This is a genomic window from Priestia sp. TRM10 (assembly GCF_057808375.1).
The window spans coordinates 1,297,997-1,324,558 of sequence record NZ_JBJZOT010000015.1 but is presented as its reverse complement, the minus strand read 5'-3'; the positions used below and the strand labels follow the sequence as shown (position 1 = coordinate 1,324,558).

Here is a 26,562-nt window from a genome sequence, read left to right as displayed (position 1 = left end):
TCTATGAAATATGATCATATTCTAATTCGATATGGAGAAATTTCAACAAAAGGCCAAAACCGTAAAAAGTTTGTAAGTCGATTACGCAAAAATATTAAGAGTGTTCTTTATGATGTTCCCGGGATAGAAATTGTTCAAACTCGAGATCGCATGTACATTCAACTTCATGATGAAGATGAGAAATTAATCATTGAACGTTTACGAAAAGTTTTCGGGATTCAAAGCTTTAGCTTAGCTCAAAAAGTAGAGAATGATATAGAGAAAATTAAAGAAGCTGCTCTTGAGGCATTGAAAGAATATGATAAAGAGGGTGTGACATTTAAAGTTTCTTCCCGCCGTTCTTTCAAAGATTTTCCGTATGATACAAATGGATTAAATCAAACAATTGGTGCCCATTTGCTTCGCAATACAAAAAATCTAACTGTTGATGTTCGCAATCCAGATGTGAATGTAAAAGTTGAAGTGCGTAATGAAGCAACGTATATTATGAGCGGGGATTACGAAGGACTTGGTGGTCTTCCTGTTGGTACGAGTGGAAAAGCTGCTTTAATGCTTTCAGGCGGACTTGATAGCCCTGTTGCTGGTTATTTAACAATGAAGCGCGGCGTTGAAATTGAAGCTGTCCACTTTTTCAGTCCTCCTTTTACAAGTGAACGTGCAAAGGAAAAAGTAGTAGATTTAACAAAAGAGTTAACAAAATACGGAGGAAGCATTAAGCTTCATATTGTTCCATTCACAGAGATTCAGCAGCTTGTTCATAAGCAGGTTCCCGAAAACTATACAATGACATCAACACGTCGTATGATGTTAAAAATTGCGGATAAAATTAGAGAACAAAACGGTGGTCTAGCTATTGTAACAGGAGAAAGTCTTGGACAAGTAGCAAGCCAAACGCTTGATAGCATGGTTGCGATTAATGATGTTACATCAACACCTGTTTTACGTCCACTTATTGCTACAGATAAAACTGAAATCATCTCAGTATCTAAAAAAATCAATACGTACGATATTTCGATTCGTCCTTATGAGGATTGCTGTACAATCTTTACACCAGTAGCGCCTAAAACTCGTCCAAAGCTTGAGAAGGTGCAGCGCTATGAGGAGTTTGTAGATTTTGATGAACTAATTGAAAAAGCTGTGAATGAAACAGAGACTATTCTTATTCAGCCAAATGATAGTTCTAACAGCATTGAAGAATCATTATTTTAGACAAGAAAAAGAGCAGAATTTCTGCTCTTTTTTGTTGAGCTTATTTCTGTGTGATACGATACATAGTACAACAATTATGATGTTAAAAGGGGTTATGGTGATGGGAAAGCTTTGGTGTAACGGAATAATTTATACGATGAAAAACCAAGGAGAGACAGTTGAAGCAGTTTTTACTGAAAACGGAATTATAAAAGCTGTTGGAGAAAAAGAAAAGCTTCGCCAAGAATACAAACATGCTATTGAAGAAGTCATAAATTTACAAGGGTCTGTCATGTATCCAGGATTTGTTGATAGTCATATGCACCTTATAGGACATGGAGAACGGTTAATGCGTCTGGACTTATCGCAAGCGAAATCAAAGGAAGGAATGCTTCACCTCTTAGAAAGAAAAGCAGAAGAACTTGAAGAAGGGGAATGGCTTATTGGAGAAGCATGGAATGAGAATGAATGGGATGATAAAAGCATTCCAACAGCAGAGGAACTTGATAATGTAAGCAAGGGACATCCGCTCATTGCAAGAAGAATTTGTCATCATGCAAGTCTCGCGAATAGTTATTCACTAAAGCTAGCAAGTATTAATAAACATACTTCAAATCCTCCTGGTGGAGTTATTGTGAAAAATAGTAGAAAAGAGCCAACAGGAATGCTTCTTGATAGAGCTCAAGATTTGGTTACAGCATATATGCCTCCTGTTTCTAAAGCATATGTGCAAAAGGCCTTGCAGATGGGGATTGAAGATTGCTTAAGGGTTGGTCTAACTGGAGGGCATACAGAGGATTTAAACTATTACACAGGTTTTAAAGAAACGTATGAGGCATTTCTCTATGCAACAGAACAAAGCGGATACAAGTTTCGTTTAAACTTGCTTGTTCATCATGAAGTTGTAGGAGATATGATTCAATATATGGCAAAGAATAAGAAACAATCTTCTTTCGTTGAACTTGATGCTATGAAGATTTTCTCAGATGGATCACTTGGCAGCAGATCTGCTCTTTTAAGCGTTCCATATAAGGATGATCCATCCACAAATGGCGTTGCTATTCATACACGGGAAGAGCTACAAGGGCTTGTAAAAGCAGCAAGAAGTCATGGGATGAATGTAGCAGTTCATGCCATTGGAGATCTTGCTTATGAGTATGTTCTAGAAAGTTTAGAAGCTTATCCACCAAAAAAGGGACAGCGAGATCGTATTATTCATGCTCAAATTTTAAGAGATGATTTGATTCAACGAACGAAAGAAATTCCCGTTGTACTCGATGTTCAACCTCGTTTTGTTGCAAGCGATTTTCCTTGGATTCTTGATAAAATTGGGGAAAATACGTTTTCATATCTTTATCCTTGGAAAACATTATTACAAGAAGGAATTATGTGTGCAGGAGGCTCAGATGCACCAATCGAGCCCGTAAATCCGCTTTTAGGTATTCACGCTGCTGTTACTACCAAAAGAGGGCAATCTTCAAATATAGAGTATATTCCTTCTGAAAAGCTTTCCGTATATGAAGCAATAAAGCTTTTTACCGAAGGAAGTGCTCAAGCTGTTTGTCGAGAGAGAGATAGAGGGAAGATTGCGGAAGGGTATTTAGCAGATTTTACGGTGTTAGAACAAGATTTATTTACGATTGCAGAAGACGCTATTCCAAACGTTGGAGTAAGTATGACAGTCGTTGATGAAACAATTATGTTTGAGAAAAATAAAGAGAACAGTGCATTTTAACTTTAATACGTAATTTTATAGAATGTGAAATTATATGCTGTAGACATTAAAAAAGCTTGGACATTCATTGTCCAAGCTTTTTTGTTTTTTATAAAAATGTGCGCTGTACACGGCGCCAGAATGAATTATCTTTTAATTTTACAGTTTTAATTTTTTGATGGTGAAGCTTTACTTCGATTTTTTCAAGCTGTTGAATATTCAATGCTTCATTGTCAACGCCTACAATTGGATTTAAGTTTTGATAGCTTCCAAGTCTTAATGTAAGAGAGTTTTGCTCACTTAAAATAAAAGAAGAGCCAAGCGTTCTGTACGTATTATTATTAAGAGAAGCAATTTCACTAATTTGCATGCAGTCCATTAATGGATCTACAACAGCACCATTGATTGATTTGTTGTATGCTGTACTTCCAGTTGGCGTTGCAATAACAATGCCATCTCCTCGGAACGTTTCAAAATGTAGGTCATTAATATATACATCTGCTGTTAAAGTCTTAATTACAGACGAGCGAATTGTACATTCATTTAAGCAATAAAAAGGAGGATTCTGATCCACCTTTACTTCTATAATAGGAAAGCGGCGTACTTCGATGTCAGCATTTGTCATAGCTTCAACCATTTTTTCTTTTTCATCGATGTTGAAGTCACAGTAAAAGCTAGGCTGTTCATCAAGCGTTACACCAGCATATAAACAGTCATCTCTAAACCCTGATTTACGGACAGCTTGTAGGAATGTTCCGTCTCCTCCAAGGGCTGCAATGATGTTTGCCTCTTTCATCGTGCTGACAATATTAAATCCATTTTGTTCGGCTAGCTCGTGTAAGCTGCTTAGGTTTGCAAGGATTTTTTCATTTTTTTTGTAGAATAAATAGATATTATTACGATGTGCTGTCATGATTTAACCTCCCATATGATGATAATAGAGTAACCGCTTTCTACCTTCTATCATATCATCAAGTGTTAGAAAATTAAAATAATTATTTCACATTCCATTAATTTTATAGTTTTTGATTATGGCATAGAGAGCTAATTTGTTAATAGTAACTGGGTTTAGAGTGGGGTAAATGGGAAATAATGAATATTTGGAGGTGGTAGAAGGTGAATGTTGTATTCATTATACTCCTTGTTCTTATCGCATTTTTTATTTTAGTTTGGTTTACTAACATAACAATAGAGGTTCATCTTCGCCATCAGCATAAAGATGACTTTTATCAGATAAAATGCAAAGTACTCTTCGGGCTTATTCGCTATACATATGAAATTCCTGAAGCAACATTAAATGAAGACGATGGTGAAACTAAGTTGAAAATCAAGCAAACAGAATCTATTAACAATAATAAAAAAGGGGTGAAACAAGAAAGTATTTCGGTCGAAAATGTCACTGACGCTTTTCATCGGGTACAAGAGATCATTCAAGATATCGTTTCTTTTCATGAAATTGTTCGAAGATTTTTGAGAAAGGTGCACGTTCGTAATCTTGAGTGGGAAACGGAAATCGGTGTAAGAGATGCAGCAATAACGGGTGTTCTAAGTGGAGCATGCTGGGGGATTAAGGGAAGCATTGTAGGTCTACTTGTGGAATATATGAATGTTTATCCTGAACCAAAACTAGCTGTTACACCCATATTTAATAAGCCAGCTTCATATACGTCCTTCCAATGTATGGTTTCAGTCCAAAACGGTCATGCTATATTAACGGGAATAGCTATGCTTTCACATCGACGTAGCATAATACGTAAAAAAGAAAAAATTAAAAACGAACACAAGGAGGTTTCCTCATGAGTGAACACCCTATTGAAGGCTTAATGTCTACAGCAATGGAAAACTTAAAAGAAATGATTGATGTTAATACAATTGTAGGAGATCCTGTTGAAACACCTGACGGAAGCGTAATTTTAACCGTATCTAAAGTTGGTTTTGGTTTTGCGGCAGGAGGAAGTGATTTTTCTACAGATGGAGGAAAGAGAGAAGGAGGCAGCCAGTCAGCTCATACTCCGTCTAAAAAAGAGCGAAGTCCTTTTGGAGGAGGAAGCGGTGGGGGAGTATCTATTACGCCAATTGCTTTTCTGATTGTCAACTCCTCAGGTGTGAAAATGCTGCATCTTGATGAAAGTACGCATCTTTACGAGCGATTGTTAGAAACAGCACCACAAGCAGTAGAAAAAATACAAGGGCTCTTTAAAAAGAAGGAAGATGGAAAGAAAAATGGCTCTTCTTCTGACAGCCATGCAAAAGGAATTGATCCTGAAGCATAATCAATGTTTCTCCTTGTGAAAAGTAATAGAACGAAATCGTTGCAATATGTACATAAACAGGCTAACATTTACATGTACATATTCTTTTTATATAGGAGGAAATTATCATGACAACATTTAAAGGAAATGAAGTAACGCTTCTAGGGAAAAGAGTAGAAGTAGGACAAAAAGCTCCAAACTTTACTGTATTAGCAAACGACTTATCAGAAGTTACTTTAGATGATTCAAAAGGTTCTGTTCGTATCATTAGCGTTGTGCCTTCAATTGACACAGGCGTTTGTGATGCACAAACACGTCGTTTTAATGAAGAAGCAGCTTCACTTGAAAATGTGAAAGTGCTAACGGTTAGCGTTGACCTTCCATTTGCTCAAGCTCGCTGGTGCGGTGCAAATGGTATTGAAAACGTTCAAACTTTATCAGATCATCGTGATCTTTCCTTCGGCGAAGCATTTGGCGTTACGATTAAAGAACTTCGTCTTTTATCGCGTTCTGTATTCGTAGTTGATTCAGAGGACAACGTAACATATGCAGAATACCTTGAAGAGGTAACAGAACATCCAAACTATGAAGCAGCTATCGAAGCGGCAAAAGCAGCAAAGTAATTTTCTCAAAAAAAGGCCTCGAAACTCTCGAGGTCTTTTTTTGCGTCTCAATTTGGAAATATGCTAAAATAGTCAAGTTATCAAAAGAGATTTTTGATTCGGAGGAGATAGAAATGACTGAGCTCAAAGAGATGGAAACGCTCTTTAAAGTGATAGATGATACAGCAAACATTTTGCGAAATAAATTGAACTGCACGTATTTAGAAGCTGTTAGTGAAACTGGTGAAAATTTATTCGAAAAAGCGATTCTTCAGGAAGAAGTTGATGATGTAACAAAAAAGCGTGTTGAAAAAGAATATGAACGTGTAGATATCGAAAAGCTATCTAAAGAGAGTATTCGAAAAGCTTTTCAGCTCGCAGTATTAAAAGGAATGAAAGAAGCAACACAGCCTAATCATGAAATGACTCCTGATGCAGTCAGCATCTTTGTTGGTTATTTCGTTCAAAAATTGATGGAGAAAAAAGATGAGTTTTCCATATTAGATCCTGCTGTTGGAACTGGGAATCTACTTACGGCTATTTTAAATGGAAATAGCAAAAAAGTACGGGCGTATGGAAGTGATGTTGACGAGCTTCTTGTAAAACTTTCGTATGTTAATGCAAACCTGCAGCATCATGAAATGGAATTTTTTAATCAAGATAGCTTACAGCCTCTCTTTGTTGATCCTGTTGACGTTGTCACAGTAGACTTACCAGTTGGTTATTATCCTAACAATGAAGGTGCTTCAACTTATCGCTTGAGAGCAGAAGAAGGGCATTCATATGCTCATTATTTATTTATCGAGCAAAGCTTCCGCTATTTAAAAGAAGGAGGCTACCTTATTGCTCTTGTTCCGAATAATATTTTTTCAGGGGATGAAGCGAAGAAACTGCATGCTTTCATTAAAGAGGAAGGGTTTATTCAAGGACTGCTTCAACTTCCACTTACAATGTTTAAAAAAGAACAGCATGCTAAAAGTATCTTCATCGTCCAGAAGAAAGGAGCTACTGCAGCCCCACCTTCGCAGGCTTTGCTTGTTGATTTGCCTTCTTTCTCAAATAAAGAAGCTATGAGTGATATTATGAGTCAAATTAATGAATGGTTTACTGCAAAGCAATGAAGAATAAGAATACGATAGAAACCTGTCGTATTCTTATTTTATTTTGATATAGTAAATACTTGAGGATTTATGCAAATAAAAAAGTAAAAAATTACAAAAAGGTTATTTAAGTTACGAAAATATATTAGATGTCAGAAAAAAATGAATATTTACTAATAGCGTTTACTATATTGAAATTGTGTACCACTAGTGATTAAATGGAATAGGATAGAAATTGTGTCGAATATCATAGAAAATTGTAGAACATGGTAGCGCAAGAAGCTACCTAGTCCGTGTCTATATGAAAAAAGGAGCTGTATTTGAGTATGACCAAAATTTTGGCAATTAATGCCGGTAGTTCATCACTTAAATTTCAATTATTCGAAATGCCAAGTGAGACGGTATTAACAAAAGGCCTTGTAGAACGTATTGGATTAGATAACGCGGTATTCAATATCGTTGTTAATGGAGAAAAGAAAGAAGAAATAACAGATATCCCAGATCACGCTGTTGCAGTGAAAATCTTGCTTGATAAATTAATTTCTGAAAACGTTATTAGTTCTTATGATGAAATCAATGGCGTTGGTCACCGTGTTGTACATGGGGGAGAAATATTCAGCGATTCTGCTCTTATTACTGATGAAACATTAGCCCAAATTGAAGAGTTAAGCGAACTAGCTCCTCTTCATAACCCGGCAAACGTTGTAGGAATTAAAGCATTCAAAGAAATTATGCCAAACATTCCTTCAGTTGCTGTATTTGATACGGCATTCCATCAATCAATGCCAGAGCAATCTTATCTTTATAGCTTACCATATGAGTACTATGAGAAATATGGCGTACGTAAATATGGTTTCCATGGTACTTCACATAAATTTGTGTCACAACGTGCTGCAGAGTTACTTGGTCGTCCGATTGAGCAACTTCGCATCATTACTTGCCACTTAGGAAACGGTGCAAGTATTGCTGCTGTTGAAGGTGGGAAATCAATTGATACTTCAATGGGATTCACACCACTTGCAGGTGTTGCAATGGGAACACGTTCAGGTAACATTGACCCAGCTTTAATTCCTTTCATTATGGAGAAAACAGGGAAAACAGCTGATGAAGTTCTTCAAGTATTGAACAAAGAAAGTGGACTTCTTGGTGTTTCTGGTATTTCAAGTGACCTTCGTGACCTACTTGGTCAAGCCGAAGAAGGTAACGAACGTGCAGAGTTAGCTCTTGAAGTATTCTCAAGCCGTATCCATAAATATATTGGCTCATATGCTGCTCGCATGTCTGGTGTTGATGCAATCGTCTTCACTGCTGGTATCGGTGAAAACAGCGTAGAAATCCGTGAGCGTATCCTAAAAGGCCTTGAATTCATGGGCGTATATTGGGACAAAGATCTTAACAATGTACGTGGGGACGAAGCTTTTGTAAGCTATCCACACTCTCCAGTAAAAGTTATTGTTATCCCAACAAACGAAGAAGTAATGATTGCTCGCGACGTAACTCGTTTAGCAAACATGTAATAAAAGAGAAAGCCTCTTTTCCTTATGGGAAAGAGGCTTTTTTTTATAAAAAAGATTTACTTTGAGCATCTTAAGTGAAGTGTAGAAGGGGAGATGATACAATATTTCTGTTTCAATTTAAAAGTTTCGGGAGGCGAAAGATATGAAAACAAAGTTATTTTCTCCTTATACAGTGAAAGGCGTTACAATCAAAAATAGAATTGTTATGTCTCCTATGTGCATGTATTCAAGTGATGAAAGTGGAAAAGTGAAAAACTGGCACTTAACACACTATACAACTCGTGCTGTTGGTCAAGTTGGTCTTATTATGGTTGAAGCAACAGCTGTCTCATCAGAAGGACGTATTTCTCCTCGTGATCTGGGGATTTGGAGCGATGAACATATTGATGGATTAAAAGATATCGTTTCTTTAAGTAAAGAGCATGGTGCAAAAGTAGCCATTCAGCTTGCACACGCAGGTCGTAAAGCGGAGCTTGAAGAAGAAATTTTGGCTCCTTCTGCTATTGCTTTTGATGAGAACTACAAAACACCGAAAGAAATGACAAAGGGAGATATTCAAAATAAGGTCCAAAACTTTAAAGAAGGTGCGCGTAGAGCGAAAGCAGCTGGATTTGATATTATTGAAATTCACGGTGCACATGGTTATCTAATTAATGAATTTCTTTCTCCAATTAGTAATAAACGTGAAGATGAGTATGGGGGATCAGCCCAAAATCGCTATCGTTTCTTAAAAGAAGTGATTGAAGCTGTGAAAGAAGAATGGAATGGACCACTATTTGTTCGCGTTTCTGCATTTGACTATCTTGACGAAGGCTTAAAAGCTGACGACTATGTTCCATTTGCGAAATGGATGAAAGAACAAGGTGTAGATCTTATTGATGTAAGTTCAGGTGCCGTAGCCCCAGCGCCAATTACAGCATATCCTGGTTATCAAGTTCAATTTGCAGATCAAATTAAAAATGAGGCAAATATTGATACAGGAGCCGTTGGTCTTATTACAAACGGTTTCCAAGCGGAAGAGATTTTACGTAATAATCGTGCAGACCTAGTATTCTTAGCCCGTGAATTGCTTCGCGATCCATATTGGCCAAGAACAGCTGCAAAAGAACTTCGTGAAGAAATTGAAGCTCCTGTTCAATACGAATACGGTTGGTAAATAAAAATCCCCTCATAGAAGGGGATTTTTATTTAGGATAAAACCCAGTGATGGATAGCTTTTGCAACTCCATTCTCAATATTGGGAGAAGTAATCCAATCTGCTTTTTCTTTCACAACTTCTTGGGCATTTCCCATTGCAACTCCAACACCTGCTTCTTCAATCATAGCGATATCATTTAAGCTGTCTCCCATTGCAATGACGTTATCCATTGTAATATTTAATCGTTCACAAACTTTCATCAATGCTTTTGCTTTATTAATTCCAACAGCATTGATTTCAATATTTGTTGGGCTTGAATTTGTGATTTCAAGCTGTTTGCTTTCTTGAAGTTCTCCTAAAACAGCTTCTCTGATACTATCATTCGGAATATCAAATCCAAACTTTAACCACTCATGTTCCACAATTTTATCAGGAAATTCTTCTCTCCATAATCGTTCTGTTGTAGAGGCCCAAAAGTGAATATTATACTTTTGTTTGAGTTCCCATAGTTTTTCGATATGAGCATGCTCAATAAGATTGCGGTCAACAAGCTTAAAAGCAGAATCCCATATTTCACTTCCATTTGAAGTAACAAGGAAGGAGGAAAGCTCCAACGATTCTGCATATTCACGACATGTGAGAAGTGAGCGTCCTGTACTCAATACAGTTGGAATTCCTTTTTGCTTAGCAAGCTTAATAGCCTCTTTGTTTTGAGAAGATACATTTTGTTCATTATCTAACAATGTACCATCCATATCGAGTGCGATAAGTTTTATTGAGTTTTTCATAGAAAAAAATAGCCTCCTTCTTTTTACGTTCCGTCTCTTTCATTTTAATATAAAGGAATGATAACTGTAACCGCCTAATGTTTCTTATATCCCCTTGTGTTAAAATAATCTTTAACAATAACGGAGGTGTAAGAATGAAACGTACAAGCCGAGAAAGAATTATGCTTGAAGAAATCTTGCAATGGGAACAGGAGCTTGAAAAGTGGAGTTTAACATCAGCTGAGAGAGAGAACAAGCAGTTGCTGCAAAACTTTTTTGACTCCCTTCCTGAAGATAAATATTACAAGTACATGGAGTTTCTAGACAATGGGCTTTTTCACCTTCAAGGTTTTATTGATCGATCTTACATACAAAAAAGTGAGCGTAAACGTCTTCTAAAAACCGCTTCATTGCTAGACGAACGCATAGAGGAAATTCAGGATCTTAAGATGTTAAATATTGATCAGTTGTCATACCTCGCTGATGAGCAGCTGAAAAAGCAGCGGCTTTATTCGTTTGTTCAAGGAGCAGCTTCTGGAACAGGAAATGTTTTATTTGTTGGCATAGATATTCCTCTTCTCATCACATTGAACTTTCAATCTATCCATTTAACAGCACTAAGCTATGGATACGATTGTGAAGACCCATTTGAAATGATTCTTATTCTAAAAATATTTCATGCAGCTATTGTGCCAAAAGAGTATCGTTTCGCTGCTTGGGAGCAGCTGAAAGAAGAGATTGAGACGTTTGAAACGGCCTATTATAATGAGCAAAGCGAAAAAGTATTACATAATGCATTAAGTGCTCATCTATTACAACAAATTATTAAAACAATGCTTATTTTATCAACAAAACGTCACTCTTCAAAGAAACGTTCTCTCTTTGCAATGCTTCTTTCAGGCAGTTTCAACTACAAATTCACAGCTGAAGTAACGGATTTTGCAAAACGCTTCTATCAATATCGCTTCTTAATGGAAGAGAAGGGAGGAAAGCAAAATGAGCGTTGAAGAACACAAAAGGGAAGCTCCAACGGTCGTTGCTTGTGGAGTTATTACAATTAGTGATACAAGAACAAAAGAAACAGACAAAAGTGGAGCACTCATAAAAGAGAAGCTAGGAGAAAAGAATTTTAAAGTTGTTGAGCACGTGATTGTAAAAGATGAAAAAGACGTGATTTTAGAAGCTGTTCAAAGGTTAATTAATGATGAACGTATTGAAGCAGTTATTACAAACGGAGGAACAGGACTTGCTAAAAGAGATGTAACAATTGAGACTGTCACACCTCTTTTTGAAAAGGAAATCGTGGGCTTTGGTGAACTTTTCCGTATGTTAAGTTATCAAGAAGATATCGGATCTGCGGCCCTATTAAGTAGGGCTGCAGCCGGAGTGGTGCAGAACACAGCTCTTTTCTCTCTTCCGGGCTCTTCAGGAGCTGTTAAACTTGCAATGGATAAACTTATTATCCCTGAGCTTGCTCACGTTATAAAACATATTAAATAACTTTTTTAAAGGAAGCTGAGAGTTTTTCAGCTTCTTTTTATTTTATAACATATCTATAAAAAATTTAGGCTTCTCCCTTTATTCAACAATTCTTCCTTCTTTTCATAATGTATAAAAACTGTTGCTCCTCGCCCGCTATGTTAGTACTTGTTCCTGTTTTTTAGAATATGTGTATTTGCTGAATATGTAGTGATTATTCATTGTTTCTTGCAAAAAGATAGAGAAAGAGAAAAAGGTGAACATTGAAAGCGAAAGAAGATGAAAGGGCTAAAAACCTTATGTTAGCGGGCTTAAATAAAAAGTAAATAGAAAGAGAAAATAAAAAAAACAAGAAATATACACTAATATTTATACTTTTTTATGAATAAGTATTGAAAGTCTGAGAGATAGGTGATACATTATTATTAACAAAGATGAATAAAAAAACAAATCGATAAAAATATATTTATATATAAATGCAAGGATATTAAGAGGAGGATTTTAGAAATGGCAAAAGAAAAAGTCGTGTTAGCATACTCAGGTGGATTAGATACATCAGTCGCAATTAAATGGTTGCAAGAGAAGGGTTATGACGTTGTAGCATGTTGTTTAGACGTCGGGGAAGGAAAAGATCTAGATTTCGTTCAATCAAAAGCACTTTCTGTTGGCGCAATTTCTTCACATGTTATTGATGCAAAAGAAGAATTTGCGAATGTTTATGCATTAGCAGCTCTTCAAGCGCACACTCTTTATGAAGGAAAATATCCACTTGTTTCAGCGCTTTCTCGTCCGTTAATCGCTGCGAAACTTGTGGAAGTAGCTGAAAAAGAAAATGCAGTAGCTGTAGCGCACGGTTGTACGGGAAAAGGAAATGACCAAGTGCGTTTCGAAGTATCAATTAATGCTTTAAATCCAAATCTTGAAGTATTAGCTCCTGTTCGTGACTGGAAATGGTCTCGTGAAGAAGAGATTGAATATGCGAAGGAGAAAAATATTCCAATTCCGATTAATCTGGATAGCCCTTTCTCAATTGACCAAAACTTATGGGGAAGAAGCAATGAGTGCGGTGTTTTAGAAGATCCATGGGCAGCACCACCTGAAGAAGCATATGATCTTACAACTCCAGTTGAAGCAACACCAGATGTTGCGGATGTTGTAGAAATCGAGTTTGTTCAAGGGGTTCCTGTTTCGTTAGATGGAGAGAATCTTCCACTGTCTGAACTTATCTTAAAATTAAACAACATTGCTGGGAAACATGGTGTGGGACGTATCGATCATGTTGAAAACCGCCTTGTTGGAATTAAATCTCGTGAAGTATATGAGTGCCCAGGTGCTATGACGCTTATTAAAGCACATAAAGAGCTTGAAGACTTAACACTTGTAAAAGAAGTAGCTCATTTCAAACCAGTGATTGAAAAGAAACTAACAGAAGTGATTTATGAAGGTCTTTGGTTCTCACCGCTTACAAAAGCGCTACTAGGTTTCCTAAAAGAAACACAACAAACAGTAAACGGTACAGCACGCGTGAAACTATTCAAAGGTCATGCTGTTGTTGAAGGAAGAAAATCTCCAAATTCTCTATACGATGAGAAGCTTGCAACATATACAAAAGAAGATGAGTTTAACCATGATGCTGCTGTTGGATTTATCAACCTTTGGGGCTTACCAACAAAAGTAAATAGCATGGTGAACAATAAGGAGAAGGTGAACTCATGACCAAATTGTGGGGAGGACGTTTTACAAAACGTCCTGAGCAATGGATTGACGAATTCGGAGCATCTATTACATTCGATAAAGCACTTGTAGAAGAAGATATTCAAGGAAGTCTTGCTCATGTTGCAATGCTTGCAAAATGCAACATTCTCACAGAAGATGAGAAAGACCAAATCACGGCTGGACTAAATATATTAGCAGAGAAAGCAAAAAGTAATGAGCTTTCTTTCTCTGCTCAGTATGAAGATATTCATTTGAATTTAGAGAAACTTCTTATTGATGAAATTGGGCCTGTAGGAGGAAAACTTCATACAGGGAGAAGCCGTAATGACCAAGTTGCAACAGATATGCATCTTTATTTAAAAAAGCACGTTACAGAGATTATTGGCTTATTAAAGAAACTACAAACAGTTCTTATAAATAAAGCTGAGGCACATATTAAGACTGTTTTCCCAGGATATACGCACTTGCAACGTGCTCAGCCTGTTTCATTTGCTCACCATTTAATGGCTTATTTCTGGATGTTGCAACGTGACGTTGATCGTTTTACAGAATCATTAAAACGTATTGACCTCTCACCGCTTGGGGCAGGAGCGCTTGCAGGCACAACTTTTCCTATTGATCGTAACTACTCAGCAGAGCTATTAGGCTTTTCAGGTATCTATGAAAACAGTATGGATGCTGTTAGCGATCGAGACTTTATTATTGAATTTTTGAGCAATAGTTCGCTTGTTATGACCCATCTTTCTCGATTCTGTGAAGAGTTGATTTTATGGTCAAGCCAAGAGTTTCAATTTATTGAAATGGATGACACATATGCAACAGGAAGTAGCATTATGCCACAAAAGAAAAATCCAGATATGGCAGAATTAATCAGAGGGAAAACAGGCCGTGTATATGGAAATTTATTCAGTCTTTTAACAGTTCTAAAAGGAACTCCTCTTGCTTATAACAAAGATTTGCAAGAAGATAAAGAAGGAATGTTTGATACGGTAACAACACTTGAAGGTTCGTTGACAATTTTCAGCGGCATGATTGATACGATGACTGTCAAAACAGAGAATATGACGAAAGCAACTTCACAAGATTTCTCAAATGCGACAGAGCTAGCCGATTATCTAGCATCAAAAGGAATGCCGTTTAGAGAAGCGCATGAAGTTGTAGGAAAACTTGTTTTAACATGCATTAATCAAGGCATTTATCTTCAAGATCTTACATTAGAGCAGTATAGAGAAGCATCAGATCTTTTCGAAAATGACATTTATGATGTAATTGATCCTTATAATGCTGTTAAGCGTCGTAATAGCCAAGGGGGCACAGGCTTTGCGCAAGTGAGCCTTGCAATTGAAAAGGCAAAGCAGCACATATTGTTATAAAAAGAAGACACCAATTAGGTGTCTTCTTTTTTTGGGAATAATGTTAAAAAATAAGTAGAAAATAACGGAGAATAAAGATAATTTGAGGAGTGATAATAGATGAATGATCCAAAGTCAGTAAACAAGTCTTATGATGAAATGTTTTTTTACGATGAAGAAGGAGAACAACTGACAACCCAGCACATTATGGAAGCGTATGAAAATGGTCATTTTGACACAGGATACAGTGAAAATCAAGGTGAAGGATAACGTCTGATTAAGACAAGTTCTGCATATAAATAAAGCAAAAGGAATAGTTAGGAGGTCCATATGAAACAGAAATATCTTTTATATGTTTTGCTAACAAGCCTTTTGCTTTATTATGCAATGCCATATCTACAGCCTTTTTATGGGGGAACATTTGGTCTTTTCTCACTAGTATGGATTCTTTTTGCTCTTCTTGTCTTAAGCGGTAATTTCTTAGCTTTCTTATCCGCTCCTAAAGGAGAGAAAAGACTAAAAGTGAAAAAAGCAAAAGCCCCTTTGAAGAGAAGAATGTATCAATAGAGAAAGAGATGGAAAGCCTTTCATAAAAAGAAAGGCTTTTTATTATGAAAAATGAAAAGTAAGATAAAGAGTAGTTACATCATCGTAAAAAAATGGTTTAATGAAGTAGAGTATGCAAAATAAATGACGCTGTAGAGAAAGATAGATAACAGTGGCAATTAACAAATAAACTAAGTAATTTTAAAGGGTGAAGAATCGTGGCGACAAAGCATCAACAAATTTTGCAGCATATCGATCATTTACCGATTGGCGAAAAGATCTCTGTTCGACAGATTGCAAAAGACCTTGGAGTAAGTGAAGGGACGGCTTACCGTGCCATCAAAGATGCTGAAAATAAAGGGTATGTTTCGACAATTGAAAGAGTTGGAACGATTAGAATTGAACGAAAACAAAAAGAAAATATTGAAAAGTTGACGTATGAAGAAGTTGTTAATATTGTAGATGGGCAAGTGTTAGGCGGCATAGAAGGGCTCCATAAAACACTCAATAAGTTTGTTATTGGAGCAATGAAACTTGAAGCAATGATGCGTTACACAGGAGCAGATAATTTGCTTATTGTTGGAAATCGAACGGATGCTCATGAGCTAGCATTAGAAGCAGGAGCCGCAGTTTTGATAACAGGAGGATTTGACACTGAAGATCATGTTAAAAAGTTAGCGGACGAGCTTGCTTTACCTGTTATTTCAACAAGCTATGATACGTTTACAGTAGCAGCTATGATCAATAGAGCCATTTATGATCACCTTATCAAAAAAGAAATTGTCCTTGTCGAAGATATTTTAACATCTGCTGAGAATGCGGCTATTCTAAACATAAGTGATCCTATATCAAAATGGTATGAGTATAATCATCATACAAAACATACTCGTTTTCCAGTTGTAGATGATGATTTGCATGTAAAAGGAATTGTGACTTCAAAAGACATTATTGACTATAGCAGAGATACGATTATTGAAAAAGTGATGACGAAAAATCCAATTACAGTCCACCAAAAGACGTCTGTTGCTTCCTCAGCTCATATGATGGTATGGGAAGGCATTGAAATATTACCCGTAGTGGATGAATATAATGTGCTTCAAGGAATTATTAGCAGGCAAGATGTATTAAAAGCTCTTCAAATGATTCAAAAGCAGCCACAAGTTGGGGAGACGATTGATGATATTGTGACAAGTCAGTTTCAAGACGTGTCAGAGGCAAAAGATAACTTCTATTATCGTTGTGAAGTAACCCCACAAATGACAAACTATATGGGAACTATTTCAAATGGGGTTTTTATGACTATATTGACAGAAGCAACAAACAGAGCTCTTCGTGTCTATAAAAAAGGCGATCTCGTTATTGAAAATGTAACTTTATATTTTATCAAACCTGTCCAAATTGACAGTACGCTTGAAATTCGCCCAAAAGTACTTGAAATTGGTCGTAAGTTCGGAAAAGTAGATGTTGAAGCATATAGTGAAGGAGTGCTAGTTGGTAAAGCACTTATGATGGCTCAAGTACTTGATCGAACATAAAAAAACGCAAAGCAACTCTGCTTTGCGTTTTTTAGTATAGAATTTTATTTGCGTTCTTCAATCGTTTTTGGAAGATAGTATTTGTAAGCTTTGAAAGCCGCAATTACGCTTGCTCCGCCTAGTAAAACGAAAACGACTGCTACAATGGTGGAAACAACAGAATTATGGATGAAAAAGAGGTTTATTCCGAACAGAAAAACGAAGAGACCAAGAGCGATGCTACATTTAGCAGAGAGCCACTGTTTTTCCATTGGAGCTTTTGAACGAATGTACTTTGTTTTGTAGAAAAGATAAAAAACAAGCGAAAAAATAATCAATACTACAAAAATAGGCATACAATTCCTCCATTTTTTAATAGTGGTGATGCTTCATTTTCTTTTATTTTAGCTTGTAAAAAGGAATTTTTCTACAGCTCGGATGACATTTATTTAAAACAGAGCCATTGTATGATTTAATAGGTAATATAAATAGATCACAATACAGTAAATAAAGTGCACCGTTTAGCGAAAGCATAGCTATAAATTCTAAATGTCTAATTTTAGATATTTCAAGGAGAGAGAAAATGAAAGAAAGAATCTTGCAGGAAATTATGAAATATGAGACCATCATTATTCATCGACACGTACGTCCAGACCCTGATGCATATGGTTCGCAGTGTGGATTAGCAGAAATTTTGAAGGCCTCTTTTCCAACTAAAAACATCTATGTAACAGGAGCTAGTGATCCTTCTTTAGAGTTTCTTTATAATATGGACGAGGTTGATGATGCTATTTATCACGATGCTCTTGTAATCGTGTGTGATACCGCAAATGAAGCGCGTGTATCTGATCAGCGCTATAAAAACGGTAAGTTTATCATTAAAATAGATCATCATCCAAATGAAGACCCTTATGGAGATTTACTGTGGGTTGAAACATCAGCAAGTTCAACAAGTGAGATGATTTATGAACTATACATAGAGCTAAAAGACAGCGGGCTTACAATGACAAAGGAAGCTGCACGCCTTATTTACGCAGGGATTGTAGGAGATACAGGTCGTTTCCTTTTTCCAAATACAACGCAAAGAACGCTTCAATATGCAAGTGAGCTTGTTCAAGCTGATTTTTCATTCACGGATCTTTATCAAGGCATGTATAAAACAAAGCTTAATGTCGCACGTCTTCAAGGCTATGTGTTAAACAATTTCACCTTTGAAGAAGAAGGAATTGCTTATATTATAATTACAAAGGATATTTTACAAGAATATAATGCAACTCCATCAGAAGCATCTCAGCTTGTCGGCCTTCTTGGAAACATTGATGGAGTAAAAGCATGGGTTTTCTTTGTTGAAGAAGAAAGTCTAATCCGAGTTCGCTTGCGTTCAAAGGGACCGGTTATTAACGGTGTTGCCCGTAATTATAACGGCGGTGGTCATCCGCTTGCTTCAGGAGCTTCTATTTATCAGTGGAGTGACGTTCAGTCCGTCTTAAATGATTTACGAAAAGTATGTCAAGAGTAGAGAAAGAGGTGGTTTCCTTTTGAATGGAAATCACCTTTTCCATAGTTTTCAAAGGGAGGATTTTACATCTGTGACTTTAAGTTGAACAGATAAAGTCCGATGGAAAAGGATTTCGCGCACTTCAATCTTGTATATTTTTTTATCGATTTCATATTGTCTGTTTTCGATGACTCTTTTTATAAGCTCTTTTGATTCATAAACTTCTTCAACAGGCTGAGAAATTAAGTTGTTTAATTCTTTTTTAACAGCTTCTTCGATAAAAAAGGTAGAATAGTATCCAAGTTTAAAGTTATCGCTATTTATAATTTTAACATCTAAATTTTGGATAACGAGCTCTTTTGTTTTTGGTTTTTCTTCATCAGGTTTCTCACTTTCGTGTTCATTTTGCCAAATTGACAGTTGATCTTGAAGTTGTTCAATTTCTCTTTTTTGTTTAATAATAGTAATGGTTTGTCTTTCTTGCAGTGTTCCGTACATAAACAGAAACACGCCCCAGCTAATTAATGCCCCGAAAAATGCTCCGACAAGTAGAAAGCGAAAAGAAGGACGTTCATGTAAAGGTGGAATTCTCATGATGAGAGATAGTCCTGGATAAGCCATTTGATAAGAAGTGCACCTGTTTGAGCACCGCCTAGAGCAGAAAGAATATAAAGAATCTGTTTGAACGCTTCTTTTGTTGCGCCTTGAAAAAAGCCTTTTTCAATGCTGAAAAAAGTATCAAAAGTTCCGCCAATAGCCGCAATAAGGGCCCAGATTTTTAAGTTGTCGGAAAGAGTGTTCATATATGTTAAAGGGGGCTTGCCCATTAAAAAGGCACCAAAAGAGCCGATAAAAGAGCCGCCAATAATAACACCAAGTGCAATAAAATAACTCGTAATAAAAAGGGTTACAAATGTATCTTTCATCTCTTTCTCCTCCTTTTCTATATGTATATGTGTGAAGGAGGCATGTATGAAAGAGGAAAAGAAAACGTTATGTTACAAAGGAAGGTGAAATGCAATGTCATTTGTTCACTTGCAAGTAAAAAGTGGATATACTTTGCTTCAGAGTACAGTGAAAATAAAAGAACTTGTTCAAAAAGCAAAGGAAGATGGCCAAAAGGCAATTGCTTTAACAGACCACAATGTCATGCACGCTATTCTTCCTTTTTATAAAGAATGCAAAAAAGAAGGTATTAAGCCAATTCTAGGAATAACACTTACAGTACAAGTGGAAGAAAACATCTATGATCTTATTTTGCTTGCTAGAAATAACCAGGGATATCAACATCTCTTAAAACTTGCGACAGCTGTCCAAATTAATGAGAAAGAAGGAGTATCGCTTGAAACGTTGACGGCGTACAGTGAGCATCTGTTTGCGCTGCTCCCTTATTCACAACTTCAAGGGACGTTCTTTAGTGAAGAACACGTAAAAAACTTGCTATTGCCATTCTCCTCACTATTCCGCCACAATTTCTACATAGCTGTAACAGAGAAAGACGTTTCAGAGGAAACGATAAATATGTTTCGCTCTTGTGGAATGAAAGCGGTAGGTACGAACGATGTTCGTTATTTAGAGAAAGAGCATCAGCTTGCTTATCAGTGTTTAGAAGCGGTGAGAAAAGGTGTTAAAAGAGAAGAAATTGAAATCTATGAACAGGAACGTTATTTAAAAAAAGAAGAAGAAATGAAAGAAGTTTTTGCGAACTTTCCTTCTCTATTAGAAGAAACCGTACACATTGCAAACAACTGCAGCGTCTCGTTGAATCTTGGTTCTTCTTTTCTACCAAAATATCCTGTAGAAGAAGGGAAAAGTGCTCATGTTCTTTTAAAAAAGCTTTGTGAGAGAGGGATGGAGCAAAAGGGGCTTTCTGAAGATACACGTTATCAACGTCGCCTTCAGTATGAGCTTCATATCATTGAGAAAATGAGCTTTAGCGATTACTTTTTAATAGTTGCAGATTTTATGCATTTTGCTCATCAAAAAGGAATTATAACAGGTCCTGGAAGGGGATCTGCTGCAGGATCACTTGTTGCTTATGCTCTTGATATTACAACTGTTGATCCTATTCAATATGATTTATTATTTGAACGCTTTTTAAATCCAGAGCGAATAAGCATGCCTGATATTGATATTGATTTTCCGGATCATCGCCGTGATGAAGTGATCCAGTACGTTATGAAAAGATATGGAAAAGAGCATGTTGCCCAAATTATTACGTTCGGAACATTAGCAGCAAAAGCAGCTTTGCGTGATATCGCAAAAGTATTTGGAGTAGACGGAGCGGAAATGAACAAATTGTCAAAACTTATTCCTGCTAAGCAAGGAGTAACGTTAAAAGAAGTGTACAACACATCAGAAGAGTTTCGCTCCATTCTTCAATCTTCCGCTCTTTTGCAGACCGTATTTTCAGTAGCTCTTCTAGTTGAAGGCTTGCCTCGTCACTCTTCAATTCATGCAGCAGGCATTGTAATTAGCGAGCAGCCATTAACACATTACGTACCGCTACAGGAAGGACATGGAGACGTACCTTTAACACAATACGCCATGAATGAAACAGCTGCCGCAGGACTATTGAAAATTGATTTTCTTGGACTGAGGAACTTAACGATCTTAGAAAGAATCTTGAAATCTGTTCAAAAGTTCAACAGAACACTAACGCTTCAAACCATTCCTTTAAATGATTCAGAAGCTTTTCGTCTACTAAGCAATGGAGATACAGCGGGAATCTTTCAATTTGAATCGTCAGGTATTACAGAGGTATTAAAAACGTTAAAACCAAGTGAGTTCGAAGATTTAGTCGCTGTTAATGCTTTATATCGGCCAGGACCAATGGAGCAGATTCCTCATTATATAAAAAGGAAACATGGAAAAGAAGAAATTCACTATTTCCATGAAGATTTAAAACCAATTTTAGAAAAAACATATGGAGTTATCGTTTATCAAGAGCAAATTATGCAAATTGCCTCACGATTGGCAGGTTTTACGCTTGGTGAAGCTGACTTGTTAAGACGAGCAGTAAGTAAAAAGAACCGAAGTGTACTTGAAGAAGAACGTCAGCACTTTATCAAAGGATGTTTGCAAAAAGGGTATAGCACAGAAGTTGCTTCAAATCTCTATGGATTAATTGTGCAGTTTGCAAATTACGGGTTTAATAGAAGTCATGCTGTCGCATATAGCCTTATAGCCTATTATCTTGCTTACTTTAAAGCGCACTACAAAGCTCACTTTACAGCTGCTTTGCTAACGAGTGCAATTGGAAATGAGGAAAGAGTTAAACAATATGTTCATGAAGCAAAATTAAAAGGCCTTGAAATTCTGCCTCCTTCCATTAATAAAAGTATTTACCCATTTACTGTGGAAGGAGAAAGTGCTATCCGCTACAGTTTAGCACCAATCAAATATATTGGGCAAACAGCTCTTCGCGAAATTATTGAAAAAAGAAAAGAGAAAAGGTTCGCTAGCTTATTTGATTTTTGCATGCGAATTTCAGAACAAGCTGTTGGGCGGAATGGTCTCATTTCTCTTATTTATGCGGGAGGATTTGATGAGTTTGGGGAAGATAGAGCAACATTGATTAAATCCATTGACGTTGCTTTCGAACATGCAAGTCTTATGGAGGATTTTGGGTTTGAACCAAAGTATGCAAAAGCAGAGCCTTTAACAGAGGAAGAAAAGCTTGGTTACGAAAAGCAAGCACTTGGACTTTACTTATCTAGTCATCCTTTGTCTTCTTATAGACCCTTCCTTCAAAAAGAAGGGGTACACCCTCTTTTCACTTTAGGACAGCAAAAAAGAGGAAACGTAAAAGTAGGAGCTCTTGTAACAGAACGACGAGAAATCCTTACAAAACGTGGAGAGAGAATGGCTTTTCTGAACTTGCAGGATGAAACAGGAGAAATAGAAGGAATTGTATTTCCAAATGCGTTTAGAAAGTTTCAAGAAAAATTAAGTATTGATGGTAAAATATTAATAGTTGGAAAAATAGAGGAGCGAAACCATAAGTTTCAGTTGCTTATTAATGAGGTTATTTCACTTGAGGATATGAAACGAAGCTTTTTAAAAGCGCTCTATTTAAGAGTAGATTCACAGCAAAAGCAAGAAGAAGTTTTCATAGAGTTAGAAGAGACTTTTAAGCGATTTAAAGGCGATACAGCAGTCATGATTTACTATGCTGCTGAAGATAAAACCATTCGTTTAGCACCTTCTTTTAATGTAAATCCAAGTAATGAATGCTTGCAATATTTAAAGAAAATACTAGGGGATGGAAACGTGATTCTTCGTGAGTAATATGCTTTACATTCTGTCCCCATTTGGTATATTGTAAAAGAGTTAATGTCTTACATTAGAAAACTTCAAATTTATTAACTATTCTATACAATTGAGTAGTTTTTGGACAAAGGAGAGAGTTTTATGTCATTGAAAGAGGAAGCTTTACATATTCACCGTATGAATCAGGGTAAATTAGAATCAAAAGCAAAAATTCCCGTAAAAAATGCGAAAGACTTAAGTCTTGCTTATTCACCAGGAGTAGCAGAGCCTTGTAAAGCCATCTATGATGATGTTAATAAGGTATATGAATACACAATGAAGGGCAACATGGTAGCAGTAGTTTCAGATGGAACAGCGGTACTTGGACTTGGGAATATTGGCCCAGAAGCATCTTTACCAGTTATGGAAGGAAAAGCTGTATTGTTCAAAAGTTTCGCTGGAGTGGATGCGTTTCCAATTTGCTTAAATACAACGGATGTAGATAAAATTGTTGAAACTGTAAAACTTCTTGAGCCGACATTCGGCGGCGTAAATTTAGAAGATATTGCAGCACCTAACTGCTTTGAGATTGAAGAACGCTTGAAAAAAGAAACAAACATTCCTGTGTTTCATGATGATCAACATGGAACAGCAATTGTAACAGTAGCAGGTCTTCTAAATGCATTAAAACTTGTTGGCAAATCAATGTCTGAAATCAAAGTTGTAGCAAATGGAGCAGGTGCAGCTGGAATTGCTATTATCAAACTTTTATACCGTTATGGTGTGCGTGATATTGTGATGTGTGATTCGAAAGGCGCAATTTTTGAAGGTCGCTCATATGGTATGAACGATGTGAAGAAAGAAGTTGCTTCATATACAAACCGTGACAGAGTTGAAGGAGATTTAGCTGACGTAATTCGTGAAGCAGACGTATTCATTGGTGTTTCTGTTGAAGGTGCACTTACGAAAGAAATGGTACGAACAATGAATACAGATCCAATCATTTTTGCAATGGCAAACCCAACGCCAGAAATCATGCCTGAAGATGCAAAAGAAGCAGGTGCCAGAGTTATTGGAACAGGACGTTCAGACTTCCCGAACCAAGTTAACAACGTGCTTGCATTCCCAGGGATTTTCCGTGGTGCACTTGATGTGCGTGCTACACATATTAATGAAAAAATGAAAATGGCAGCTGTTGAGGCTATTGCGGGTTTAATTTCTGAAGAGGAGTTAAATGCAGATTATGTAATCCCAGCTCCATTTAACCCAGAAGTAGCTCCGGCTGTGGCAGCTGCTGTTGCAAAAGCAGCTATGGAAACAGGGGTAGCTCGTATTGAAGTGAATCCAGAAGAAGTAGCGGAGAAAACGCGTAAGTTAACAATCATTGAGTAAAATTGTTTTCCTGCTTTCTATTTTTATATTCATTGAAAGAGCGCCTACTAAAAAAGGCGCTCTTCCAATGAAAGAAGAATGAGGCATCGTAAGAAATGCATACTTCTGGTCTTTAAACTCGATTTTCCGAATTTTCCCTCGCGTTTTAAGTGCTTACAAGAAGTTTGAAAAGAAAGCTTTTCGAGCGATGAAAAAGCAACTTTTACAAAAATCTCCTTGCTTTTTAAGCAAACATGACTTATTATTCGAGCAGATGTGTCAACATTTTTAAGTATGTAATAATAACTATATTATTCTTATTATGGAATAACTTATCATTTGTTCGTCTAGTAGGGAGCTCCTCATCCTTTAGTCCTGTATAATAGAATGGGTGAAGCACTTTTTACCTTTCGTTCACACTGTATAAATGCTTATTTTAAGTGAAAATGTCGAAGGACATGCGTCACAAACTGACAGCATCTTTTAGAAAGTTCCGCTATTCTAATTCTAAAATACAAGCACCTTGAACGTAAGCAGATATGTACAAGTGTGATCTTCTTAGGCATTTTACGCTTGCCTTTTCACTCCAATGACACTAATGAAATGTAAGGGAGGGCAAACTTTGTTAAGAGACTGGTTTGTTAAAAAGAAAAAATATGCTTCAATTCCTTCAGAACATATAAGACAAGAAGTACCAGAAGGAATTATGACAAAGTGTAAGAAATGTAAAAAAATCATGTATACAAAAGAATTGAAAAAGAATTTAAAAGTTTGTTTAAACTGTGGATATCATCATCAAATGACAGGATATGAACGTATTTCAAGTTTGCTTGATGAAGAAAGTTTTGTTGAATATGACAAAGGTATGACGTCTGCAAATCCGTTAGACTTTCCGTCTTACCTTGAAAAAATCCAACAAGATCAACAGAAAACAGGAATGAATGAAGCAATTGTAACGGGTGAAGGAACGATCAATGGTGTAGCTGTTGTTATAGCGGTAATGGATTCTCATTTTAGAATGGGAAGTATGGGATCTGTAGTTGGGGAAAAAATTACGCGCGCGGTAGAAAAAGCAGTAGAAAAACGCGTGCCGTTTTTGATTTTCACAGCTTCTGGCGGTGCTCGTATGCAAGAGGGTGTATTAAGCCTTATGCAGATGGCTAAAACAAGTGTTGCTTTAAACCGTCTTAGTGAAGCAGGAGAGCTGTTTATTTCAGTAATGACGCATCCAACAACAGGAGGAGTTTCTGCAAGTTTTGCTTCGCTTGGTGACTACAATTTTGCTGAGCCTGGTGCACTTATTGGATTTGCTGGACGTCGAATTATTGAACAAACGATTCGTGAAGAACTTCCAGAGGACTTTCAAACAGCTGAATTTTTATTAAAACATGGTCAGCTTGATGCAGTCATTAAAAGGCATGATATGAAAGAAACGCTTGGAAATATTCTTGATATGCATAAGTCAGGAGGTGGAGAAGAATGGCAGTAGAGCTTGAATTCGAACGCCCTGTCGTGGAGCTTCGTAATAAAATTCAAGAGCTTAAAAACTTTGCTAAGAGCTCTGACGTTGACTTATCTGGAGAAGTAAGCAAGCTTGAAGAACGCTTGAAGCGTGTGGAACATGAAATTTATGACCATCTCGCTCCATGGGACCGTGTGCAGATTGCTAGACATGCTGAACGCCCTACAACATTAGACTATATTGAGCAGTTGTTTACGAACTTTTTTGAGTGTCATGGCGATCGTCTTTTTGGTGAAGATGAAGCTATTATTGGCGGTATCGCTAAATTCCATGGTCTTCCTGTTACAGTTATCGGCCATCAGCGTGGAAAAGATACAAAAGAAAATCTTCGTCGTAACTTCGGGATGCCACATCCTGAAGGATATAGAAAAGCTCTTCGTCTTATGAAGCAAGCGGAGAAGTTTAACCGTCCGATTATTACTTTTGTCGATACAAAAGGAGCTTATCCAGGAAAAGCAGCTGAAGAACGTGGACAAAGTGAAGCAATTGCCAAAAATTTAATGGAAATGGCTGGATTTACGGTTCCGATTATTTCTGTTGTTATTGGAGAAGGTGGAAGTGGTGGTGCTATTGGTTTAGGTCTTAGCAATCATCTTCATATGCTTGAGAATTCCACTTATTCTGTCATTTCTCCAGAGGGAGCAGCAGCGCTTCTTTGGAAAGATTCGACGCTTGCTAAAAAAGCAGCTGAAACAATGAAAATCACGGCTCCAGATTTGAAAGAATTAGGGGTTATTGATGATGTAATTGAAGAAATTCGCGGTGGAGCTCATCGCGATGTTGTAAAACAGGCACAGTTTATTGACGCGACAATTAAATCATCTCTTTTATCTTTAAGAAAACTTTCAAAAGAAGAGCTTGTTAACCAGCGCTATGAAAAATATCGCGAAATTGGCGAATTCCTAGAAGAACAAAAACAAAAAGTTACAAAATAGATAGCAGAAAAAAGATGCCTCTAAAAAAGGCATCTTTTTTCTATAAATGAAGAATGACTATTAATTCTCCGTAAAGACAAAGAACAGAGGGTTTCGAAAA

The 26,562-nt window shown here is 36.8% G+C and carries 25 protein-coding genes; 20 read left to right on the top strand and 5 right to left on the bottom strand.

The window, feature by feature from the left end; translation table 11 throughout:
• Window positions 1-3 precede the first annotated feature (3 nt).
• Window positions 4-1,209: a tRNA uracil 4-sulfurtransferase ThiI gene (thiI, locus tag ACK3CR_RS23565; protein ID WP_243517179.1), complete on the top strand. Its 1,206-nt coding sequence runs from the start codon at window positions 4-6 to the stop codon at window positions 1,207-1,209.
• A 100-nt stretch (window positions 1,210-1,309) separates the two neighbouring features.
• Window positions 1,310-2,923 (top strand): amidohydrolase, encoded by a 1,614-nt coding sequence (locus ACK3CR_RS23560; protein WP_488976167.1) that lies wholly within the window; start codon window positions 1,310-1,312, stop codon window positions 2,921-2,923.
• An 88-nt stretch (window positions 2,924-3,011) separates the two neighbouring features.
• Here the strand turns inward: ACK3CR_RS23560 and ACK3CR_RS23555 are convergent, their stop codons facing one another.
• The gene (locus ACK3CR_RS23555; protein ID WP_019391189.1) at window positions 3,012-3,815 is read right to left on the bottom strand and encodes an NAD kinase; all 804 of its coding nucleotides are present in this window, start codon (window positions 3,813-3,815) and stop codon (window positions 3,012-3,014) included.
• Window positions 3,816-4,018: 203 nt separating this feature from the next.
• Here ACK3CR_RS23555 and ACK3CR_RS23550 point away from each other — a divergent pair, with 203 nt between their 5' ends.
• From ACK3CR_RS23550 to namA, 6 genes are all read left to right on the top strand, one after another.
• Window positions 4,019-4,702 (top strand): DUF2953 domain-containing protein, encoded by a 684-nt coding sequence (locus tag ACK3CR_RS23550; RefSeq protein ID WP_488976166.1) that lies wholly within the window; start codon window positions 4,019-4,021, stop codon window positions 4,700-4,702.
• Window positions 4,699-5,175 (top strand): GerW family sporulation protein, encoded by a 477-nt coding sequence (gene ytfJ / locus ACK3CR_RS23545; protein ID WP_019391191.1) that lies wholly within the window; start codon window positions 4,699-4,701, stop codon window positions 5,173-5,175. Before ACK3CR_RS23550 ends, ytfJ begins: the two co-directional genes overlap by 4 nt.
• A gap of 101 nt (window positions 5,176-5,276) precedes the next feature.
• Window positions 5,277-5,777, top strand: coding sequence for a thiol peroxidase (tpx, locus tag ACK3CR_RS23540; RefSeq protein WP_488976224.1), 501 nt, complete (start codon window positions 5,277-5,279; stop codon window positions 5,775-5,777).
• 113 nt (window positions 5,778-5,890) lie between these two features.
• Entirely contained in the window at window positions 5,891-6,877 is a 987-nt protein-coding gene (locus ACK3CR_RS23535) for a class I SAM-dependent methyltransferase (protein ID WP_243517185.1), read from the top strand.
• A 305-nt stretch (window positions 6,878-7,182) separates the two neighbouring features.
• Complete coding sequence (locus tag ACK3CR_RS23530) at window positions 7,183-8,373, top strand: acetate kinase (protein ID WP_019391194.1); 1,191 nt, start codon at window positions 7,183-7,185, stop codon at window positions 8,371-8,373.
• 142 nt (window positions 8,374-8,515) lie between these two features.
• A complete protein-coding gene (gene namA / locus ACK3CR_RS23525) occupies window positions 8,516-9,529 on the top strand; it encodes an NADPH dehydrogenase NamA (protein WP_430237901.1) in 1,014 nt (337 codons plus the stop codon).
• Between the two features lie 32 nt (window positions 9,530-9,561).
• On the opposite strand, the gene ACK3CR_RS23520 is transcribed toward namA, so the two are convergent.
• Window positions 9,562-10,299, bottom strand: coding sequence for a Cof-type HAD-IIB family hydrolase (locus ACK3CR_RS23520; protein WP_243517191.1), 738 nt, complete (start codon window positions 10,297-10,299; stop codon window positions 9,562-9,564).
• Window positions 10,300-10,433: 134 nt separating this feature from the next.
• Here ACK3CR_RS23520 and ACK3CR_RS23515 point away from each other — a divergent pair, with 134 nt between their 5' ends.
• The 7 genes from ACK3CR_RS23515 to ACK3CR_RS23485 all read left to right on the top strand — a co-directional run bounded on the left by ACK3CR_RS23515 (window position 10,434) and on the right by ACK3CR_RS23485 (window position 16,906).
• Window positions 10,434-11,285 (top strand): EcsC family protein, encoded by an 852-nt coding sequence (locus ACK3CR_RS23515; protein ID WP_488976165.1) that lies wholly within the window; start codon window positions 10,434-10,436, stop codon window positions 11,283-11,285.
• Window positions 11,275-11,778 carry a MogA/MoaB family molybdenum cofactor biosynthesis protein gene (locus ACK3CR_RS23510; protein ID WP_243517212.1) on the top strand — a complete coding sequence of 168 codons (504 nt, stop codon included), beginning with the start codon at window positions 11,275-11,277 and terminating at the stop codon, window positions 11,776-11,778. The genes ACK3CR_RS23515 and ACK3CR_RS23510 overlap by 11 nt, the downstream gene beginning before the upstream one ends.
• Before the next feature lie 486 nt (window positions 11,779-12,264).
• Window positions 12,265-13,473, top strand: a complete 1,209-nt coding sequence (locus ACK3CR_RS23505) for an argininosuccinate synthase (protein WP_328122497.1) — start codon at window positions 12,265-12,267, stop codon at window positions 13,471-13,473.
• The gene (gene argH, locus ACK3CR_RS23500) at window positions 13,470-14,846 is read left to right on the top strand and encodes an argininosuccinate lyase (RefSeq protein WP_488976164.1); all 1,377 of its coding nucleotides are present in this window, start codon (window positions 13,470-13,472) and stop codon (window positions 14,844-14,846) included. Before ACK3CR_RS23505 ends, argH begins: the two co-directional genes overlap by 4 nt.
• A gap of 99 nt (window positions 14,847-14,945) precedes the next feature.
• A complete protein-coding gene (locus tag ACK3CR_RS23495; protein WP_243517221.1) occupies window positions 14,946-15,095 on the top strand; it encodes a hypothetical protein in 150 nt (49 codons plus the stop codon).
• A gap of 60 nt (window positions 15,096-15,155) precedes the next feature.
• The gene (locus ACK3CR_RS23490; protein WP_061802212.1) at window positions 15,156-15,392 is read left to right on the top strand and encodes a hypothetical protein; all 237 of its coding nucleotides are present in this window, start codon (window positions 15,156-15,158) and stop codon (window positions 15,390-15,392) included.
• Window positions 15,393-15,589: 197 nt separating this feature from the next.
• On the top strand, window positions 15,590-16,906 hold the full coding sequence (locus ACK3CR_RS23485) for a DRTGG domain-containing protein (RefSeq protein WP_243517224.1): 1,317 nt from the start codon (window positions 15,590-15,592) through the stop codon (window positions 16,904-16,906).
• Between the two features lie 44 nt (window positions 16,907-16,950).
• Here the strand turns inward: ACK3CR_RS23485 and ACK3CR_RS23480 are convergent, their stop codons facing one another.
• A complete protein-coding gene (locus ACK3CR_RS23480; RefSeq protein WP_019391204.1) occupies window positions 16,951-17,241 on the bottom strand; it encodes a YtpI family protein in 291 nt (96 codons plus the stop codon).
• A gap of 227 nt (window positions 17,242-17,468) precedes the next feature.
• Between ACK3CR_RS23480 and ACK3CR_RS23475 the strand changes: the two genes are divergently transcribed.
• The gene (locus ACK3CR_RS23475) at window positions 17,469-18,404 is read left to right on the top strand and encodes a DHH family phosphoesterase (RefSeq protein ID WP_488976163.1); all 936 of its coding nucleotides are present in this window, start codon (window positions 17,469-17,471) and stop codon (window positions 18,402-18,404) included.
• A gap of 48 nt (window positions 18,405-18,452) precedes the next feature.
• On the opposite strand, the gene ytrI is transcribed toward ACK3CR_RS23475, so the two are convergent.
• Both ytrI and ytrH read right to left on the bottom strand, forming a co-directional pair.
• Window positions 18,453-19,004 carry a sporulation membrane protein YtrI gene (ytrI, locus tag ACK3CR_RS23470; protein WP_243517232.1) on the bottom strand — a complete coding sequence of 184 codons (552 nt, stop codon included), beginning with the start codon at window positions 19,002-19,004 and terminating at the stop codon, window positions 18,453-18,455.
• Window positions 18,974-19,309 (bottom strand): sporulation membrane protein YtrH, encoded by a 336-nt coding sequence (ytrH, locus tag ACK3CR_RS23465; RefSeq protein WP_061802207.1) that lies wholly within the window; start codon window positions 19,307-19,309, stop codon window positions 18,974-18,976. Before ytrH ends, ytrI begins: the two co-directional genes overlap by 31 nt.
• Before the next feature lie 94 nt (window positions 19,310-19,403).
• Between ytrH and dnaE the strand changes: the two genes are divergently transcribed.
• The 4 genes from dnaE to accA all read left to right on the top strand — a co-directional run bounded on the left by dnaE (window position 19,404) and on the right by accA (window position 26,462).
• Window positions 19,404-22,673 (top strand): DNA polymerase III subunit alpha, encoded by a 3,270-nt coding sequence (gene dnaE / locus ACK3CR_RS23460; RefSeq protein ID WP_488976162.1) that lies wholly within the window; start codon window positions 19,404-19,406, stop codon window positions 22,671-22,673.
• Window positions 22,674-22,796: 123 nt separating this feature from the next.
• Window positions 22,797-24,026, top strand: a complete 1,230-nt coding sequence (ystJ, locus tag ACK3CR_RS23455) for an NADP-dependent malic enzyme (protein ID WP_019391209.1) — start codon at window positions 22,797-22,799, stop codon at window positions 24,024-24,026.
• Between the two features lie 601 nt (window positions 24,027-24,627).
• Window positions 24,628-25,494: an acetyl-CoA carboxylase, carboxyltransferase subunit beta gene (accD, locus tag ACK3CR_RS23450; RefSeq protein ID WP_488976161.1), complete on the top strand. Its 867-nt coding sequence runs from the start codon at window positions 24,628-24,630 to the stop codon at window positions 25,492-25,494.
• Entirely contained in the window at window positions 25,485-26,462 is a 978-nt protein-coding gene (gene accA, locus ACK3CR_RS23445; RefSeq protein WP_243517234.1) for an acetyl-CoA carboxylase carboxyl transferase subunit alpha, read from the top strand. Before accD ends, accA begins: the two co-directional genes overlap by 10 nt.
• Window positions 26,463-26,562 lie beyond the last annotated feature (100 nt).

Excerpts from the sequence above, each read along its gene's own strand:
- thiI (WP_243517179.1), top strand. The coding sequence starts at position 4 with ATGAAATATGATCATATTCTAATTCGATATGGAGAAATTTCAACAAAA.
- ACK3CR_RS23560 (WP_488976167.1), top strand. The coding sequence starts at position 1,310 with ATGGGAAAGCTTTGGTGTAACGGAATAATTTATACGATGAAAAACCAA.
- ACK3CR_RS23555 (WP_019391189.1), bottom strand. The coding sequence starts at position 3,815 with ATGACAGCACATCGTAATAATATCTATTTATTCTACAAAAAAAATGAA.
- ytfJ (WP_019391191.1), top strand. The coding sequence starts at position 4,699 with ATGAGTGAACACCCTATTGAAGGCTTAATGTCTACAGCAATGGAAAAC.
- ACK3CR_RS23535 (WP_243517185.1), top strand. The coding sequence starts at position 5,891 with ATGACTGAGCTCAAAGAGATGGAAACGCTCTTTAAAGTGATAGATGAT.
- ACK3CR_RS23530 (WP_019391194.1), top strand. The coding sequence starts at position 7,183 with ATGACCAAAATTTTGGCAATTAATGCCGGTAGTTCATCACTTAAATTT.
- namA (WP_430237901.1), top strand. The coding sequence starts at position 8,516 with ATGAAAACAAAGTTATTTTCTCCTTATACAGTGAAAGGCGTTACAATC.
- ACK3CR_RS23520 (WP_243517191.1), bottom strand. The coding sequence starts at position 10,299 with ATGAAAAACTCAATAAAACTTATCGCACTCGATATGGATGGTACATTG.
- ACK3CR_RS23515 (WP_488976165.1), top strand. The coding sequence starts at position 10,434 with ATGAAACGTACAAGCCGAGAAAGAATTATGCTTGAAGAAATCTTGCAA.
- ACK3CR_RS23510 (WP_243517212.1), top strand. The coding sequence starts at position 11,275 with ATGAGCGTTGAAGAACACAAAAGGGAAGCTCCAACGGTCGTTGCTTGT.
- ACK3CR_RS23505 (WP_328122497.1), top strand. The coding sequence starts at position 12,265 with ATGGCAAAAGAAAAAGTCGTGTTAGCATACTCAGGTGGATTAGATACA.
- argH (WP_488976164.1), top strand. The coding sequence starts at position 13,470 with ATGACCAAATTGTGGGGAGGACGTTTTACAAAACGTCCTGAGCAATGG.
- ACK3CR_RS23495 (WP_243517221.1), top strand. The coding sequence starts at position 14,946 with ATGAATGATCCAAAGTCAGTAAACAAGTCTTATGATGAAATGTTTTTT.
- ACK3CR_RS23490 (WP_061802212.1), top strand. The coding sequence starts at position 15,156 with ATGAAACAGAAATATCTTTTATATGTTTTGCTAACAAGCCTTTTGCTT.
- ACK3CR_RS23480 (WP_019391204.1), bottom strand. The coding sequence starts at position 17,241 with ATGCCTATTTTTGTAGTATTGATTATTTTTTCGCTTGTTTTTTATCTT.
- ACK3CR_RS23475 (WP_488976163.1), top strand. The coding sequence starts at position 17,469 with ATGAAAGAAAGAATCTTGCAGGAAATTATGAAATATGAGACCATCATT.
- ytrI (WP_243517232.1), bottom strand. The coding sequence starts at position 19,004 with ATGGCTTATCCAGGACTATCTCTCATCATGAGAATTCCACCTTTACAT.
- ytrH (WP_061802207.1), bottom strand. The coding sequence starts at position 19,309 with ATGAAAGATACATTTGTAACCCTTTTTATTACGAGTTATTTTATTGCA.
- dnaE (WP_488976162.1), top strand. The coding sequence starts at position 19,404 with ATGTCATTTGTTCACTTGCAAGTAAAAAGTGGATATACTTTGCTTCAG.
- ystJ (WP_019391209.1), top strand. The coding sequence starts at position 22,797 with ATGTCATTGAAAGAGGAAGCTTTACATATTCACCGTATGAATCAGGGT.
- accA (WP_243517234.1), top strand. The coding sequence starts at position 25,485 with ATGGCAGTAGAGCTTGAATTCGAACGCCCTGTCGTGGAGCTTCGTAAT.